Genomic DNA, 4139 nt, shown 5'->3' on the forward strand with positions numbered 1-4139 from the left:
AAGAGACAGGGAGACACGGGGGCGACGAGGGGGCCACGCGGCGGCGCACCCGGTCGCGCCCATACCGGCCGGGATGCCGGGCGTCGCAACAGGTCGGGTTCGCACCGACGCCGGTCCCTCTGTTCGAACGAGGACGAAGCCGCTGGGTCGTCAGGACCCGATATGCGGTCGAGTCGCGACCGTGCGCGGCAGGAATCGGTCCTCAGCCGGCGAACGTGGGTGCGGCATTCCGGTGAGCGCCGGCAACGCGACGCCTTCGAGGGGGAAACCTGCGGTGATGAAGTGGCTCAGCAGCTTCGCCGTGGCGAGGGTGTCAGCAAGAGCCTGATGCGCTTCGGTCAGGTCGATGCCCAGATGCCCACAGCACGCGCCCAGCGTGTGGCTCGCGAGCGGCAGGTGGCGGCGTGCGTGCTTCCACGTGCACAGGCCCCGGGTCAGCTGCGGCAACCGGATGCCGGACCAGGCGAAGTGAGCGGCGACGAAGCGGCCGTCGAACTGCGGCAGCCGGTGTGCCACAGGCACCCGCCCGGCGAATAGGCCGTGCAACTGGGGCGCCACCTCGGCGAATCGCGGCGCGTCGAGCACCATGTCCTGCGTGATGCCGTGCACGAAGGTCGGCCCGACGACGTCGTCCTGAGGTCTGAGCAGCGTGTCCCAGGATCCTGTGATCGCGCCGAGCGCATCGACGTGTACGACTGCGATCTCGACGATCGAATCAGGGTAAAGGCTGAATCCGGTGGTCTCGATGTCGAAGACCGCGTATCCGGTGCGGCCCACGCTCACCGCCGCCCGCTCTCTGCGGTCCGGCGCGAGCCGACATGCTCGCGGCGCGGCTCGGCGCCGGGCCGGGCGAGCAACCCGGCGATGCGCCGCGAGACGAACTCGCTCTTGCCCGATCCGGCGCGGGCGAGGATGCGCAGGTACGGGTCGCCCGTCGCCATGGTGGCGGACTGGGCAGCAGTGAACGCCATTTTCCCTCCTCGGCCGAACATTACCCCCGGCAACGGTTCGACCGTCGGACTTCGACGACTTTCAGCACCGCGTCGCCGTACACGTTCACGACCTTCACCGCTCTTGCCTCTCCCCGGTTCGGGGAAGTTCGCCGCCACCCGAGAAGCTCGAGGCACCGCGATCACGCTCCGATTCGATCAGCCCGCTTACCCCGTCAACGGCCGAATCGCCTGAACGCAGTGTGCGCACATTCAAGCATTCGCACGCCGACCCCGGGGTGTTTCGGATAATCTCGGCCGTCGAGGCGGTCTTGTTCGAGCGAATGGGGGCTGGCGTGAGCGAGCGAGCCGAAGCCGCAGACGCGTGGCGGGCGCGGATCTGGAGCCCTTACGGGGAAGTCGCCGGTGCCGGAGTCCTGATTTCACAGCAGCACGTGCTCACGTGCGCTCACGTGGTGAACCCTGACGACGAACAGGACTCGAAGATCGTGCCGGCACCCCCGGGGCAGATCGAGATCGACTTCCCGGGTCTTCGCCACCCCGTCAAGCACCGCGCTCACGTGCTTGAAGGCGGATGGTTTCCCAAACGCGGACAGGACGCCGACATCGCCATCCTGAGGCTTGACGAGCCCGTCGCGATCCCGAACGCGGTTCTGCGACCGTCCGCCGGACGCGTGGGCCATCAGCTCTCAGTCTTCGGCTACACCGTAAACAACGAGCGCGGTGTACGCACGTGGCTGAGGCAGGGAGAGGCACCCGCGCCGGAGACGGACTGGGTTCAACTGCGCGCGGACAGCCCGACTGACAAGCGCGTCGAACGCGGATTCAGCGGAGCCGGGGTCGTCGACGCCGAAGACGGCGCGATCCTCGGAATCATCGTCACGTTCGACGAAGACGAGCGGGCACACGTCTCCTGGATGCTGCCTACCGAGACGATCACTCGCTACTGGCCCCTGATGATGAACCGCATCGAGATCGCCGAGCGTCGCTTCGTCATCGAACCGCTTGACCTGACCGCTGTCGCCTCGTGCGCCCCCTGGCCCGATTCCCACGAAGTCAGCGCCGTGACGGCATCGGGCCGGCTGATCCGACGCTGGTGGGACTGCGGCGGGACCTGGTCGCACTGGTACGACGCCGCGCCGCCGGCTCGACCCGCGGACCTTTCCGCCTTCTCGCGGGCCGCCGGCGAGATGGACTGCGTGACCGCCGACGAGTATGGCCGCGTCTGGCATTCGTCCCGCCGCGCTGGCCGGTGGGGCAACTGGGAGCCCATTCGCCCGCCCGACACCGCGCAGGACCGCCTACGCATCGCCAGTCCGGTAATCGCGCGAGTGACCACGGTCAGCAGCGGCCCCAGCCATGCGGAACTGTTCGCGGTAACCAGCGCCGGCGAGCTGATCCACCGCTGGCATTGGGCAGAGAATGCCGAGGTGAAGCTGGAATGGTCCACCTGGCACCTGTTCAAGACTCAAACGCGCGTAAGCGATGTCGGCGCCGCCTCCATGCGACCCGGCCACGTGCTCTGCGTGATCGCAGACGAACACGGCAGGTGCTGGCGTGCCGAACACAACGGCGGCCGCTGGTCCTCGTGGGAGGAACCCATGCGCATACCGGAGGGGACCAAGAGCCCCGCGATCAAGCGGGTGGCCGCGGCCAGCCTCGCGCCAGGACACCACGAGGTCTTCGCCGTGACCAGCGCCGGCGAACTCATCCACCGCTGGCAGCGGGAGGGCTCCGACTGGTCGGCCTGGCACACGTTCGAGACGCCCGAACCGGTCGCCGACGTCGCCGCTAGCACGCAGCCCGACGGCACGTACGAATGCCTCATAGCCAGTACGACCGGTCGACTCTGGTACGCGCGGTTCGACAACGCCACCTATTGGTCGGCCTGGGCCACACTCGGCACGCTACCGCTCCCGGAGAGGTGACAACACGCGATGAGCAAACTCGTCCGCTTCGAACTGGACGGCGGCGGCACCGTCCTCGTCGAACCGGCCGCAGAGCCGGGGATCGCCCGCGCGTCGATCGCCGGCGAGGCGGCACGCAACGCCGCGGAGACATTCCAGGCAGCGCTCAGCGGGGTGCGCGCCGCAGCCGCCGCCACCCTGCGCGAGTTCACCAGCCTGCCGCATCAACCGGACGAGGTGACCGTCGAGTTCGGCGTGCGCCTCGACGCTCAAGCCGGAGCAATCATCGCGAGAAGCACCCTCGAAGGACACCTTCAAGTAACGCTGTTGTGGAAGAAGACGGAGACGGCCGAGCAGCCGGAAGCATCGGGATAATCCCCACGTCCGCCTCATCCGCGAGCGCTCCCGGTACGTCTCGAACCTGCAGGGTACACATTCTGCGGCACCCTCCACGATCAGTCAGATGAGCGCTGCCTAGGGATCATCGTGCTCCTCTACCCGGTAGGAGGCTGATGACATGCCTTATGACCTCCACATCACGCGCGCGGGATCGCAGTTGCGCTCCGCCGAGTTCCCGATCCCGCAGGCGCAGTGGGAGGCGGCGCTGGCAGACTGGCCGCGCGTGGATGACCTCCTGACCAACTTCTATTGGCGCGACGGGCAGCTCTGGATCTACCCGGAAGGCGAGAAGAGCATCGCCGAGATCGCTGCTTTCGCCGCCGAGCGCCTCGGCGCGCGGCTGCTCGGCGGCGACGACGAAGAGTACCTGCCGGACGGGTCCGTAGTTTGGGACGATCCGGCCCAGCGCCCGGACCTGCCTGCCCGGCCGGCCTGAGGCGGACCGCAGTTTCGATGCGTTTGTCAACGGCTGGTCGGCAGCAGGCAGCGAACTACGCTTCAGGAGCATCACCGCCTGCGCCGACCACAGCATGGAGGACGAGCCCGCCGAGCGCTCCGGCTTCGCCAGGTCCGCAACAGTGTCGCCGCTGAGACCTGGAGCGAAGACATCCTTGGATCCGGCACGCAGTGATCCGAAGAGCCGCAGCGCTCCCCGACGACATCGCGCAGGCCGTCGTCTCCGCGCGCCTCGCCGACCACGACGGCGCCGAACGCGTGCTGCGAGAACCTACCCGATGGTGGACACAGCCGGCGCGATAATCCGCGCCTGTGCCCGCGGGCCGGTGGGCACGACGGCCGGTGGGCACGACGGCCGGTGGGCGAGGAACAGGCCGACCGCCGGGTCGCCCATCACACCCACCCCCGCCGGGTCGCCCATCACACC

Annotated in this window: 5 protein-coding genes; 3 read left to right on the forward strand and 2 right to left on the reverse strand. The window is 68.4% G+C overall.

Annotated elements, in window-relative coordinates:
- Nucleotides 1-150 precede the first annotated feature (150 nt).
- Nucleotides 151-783: a 3'-5' exonuclease gene (locus KGA66_RS28185; RefSeq protein ID WP_211472500.1), complete on the reverse strand. Its 633-nt coding sequence runs from the start codon at nucleotides 781-783 to the stop codon at nucleotides 151-153.
- Complete coding sequence (locus KGA66_RS28190; RefSeq protein ID WP_211472502.1) at nucleotides 780-971, reverse strand: DEAD/DEAH box helicase family protein; 192 nt, start codon at nucleotides 969-971, stop codon at nucleotides 780-782. Before KGA66_RS28190 ends, KGA66_RS28185 begins: the two co-directional genes overlap by 4 nt.
- Before the next feature lie 314 nt (nucleotides 972-1285).
- Here KGA66_RS28190 and KGA66_RS28195 point away from each other — a divergent pair, with 314 nt between their 5' ends.
- From KGA66_RS28195 to KGA66_RS28205, 3 genes are all read left to right on the forward strand, one after another.
- Complete coding sequence (locus KGA66_RS28195) at nucleotides 1286-2878, forward strand: trypsin-like peptidase domain-containing protein (RefSeq protein ID WP_211472504.1); 1593 nt, start codon at nucleotides 1286-1288, stop codon at nucleotides 2876-2878.
- A 9-nt stretch (nucleotides 2879-2887) separates the two neighbouring features.
- Nucleotides 2888-3232 carry a CU044_2847 family protein gene (locus KGA66_RS28200; protein WP_211472506.1) on the forward strand — a complete coding sequence of 115 codons (345 nt, stop codon included), beginning with the start codon at nucleotides 2888-2890 and terminating at the stop codon, nucleotides 3230-3232.
- A gap of 142 nt (nucleotides 3233-3374) precedes the next feature.
- Nucleotides 3375-3692: a hypothetical protein gene (locus KGA66_RS28205; protein WP_211472508.1), complete on the forward strand. Its 318-nt coding sequence runs from the start codon at nucleotides 3375-3377 to the stop codon at nucleotides 3690-3692.
- Nucleotides 3693-4139 lie beyond the last annotated feature (447 nt).

Origin of the sequence: Actinocrinis puniceicyclus (genome assembly GCF_018283645.1) — a bacterium.
Classification (GTDB): Bacteria; Actinomycetota; Actinomycetes; order Streptomycetales; family Catenulisporaceae; genus Actinocrinis; species Actinocrinis puniceicyclus.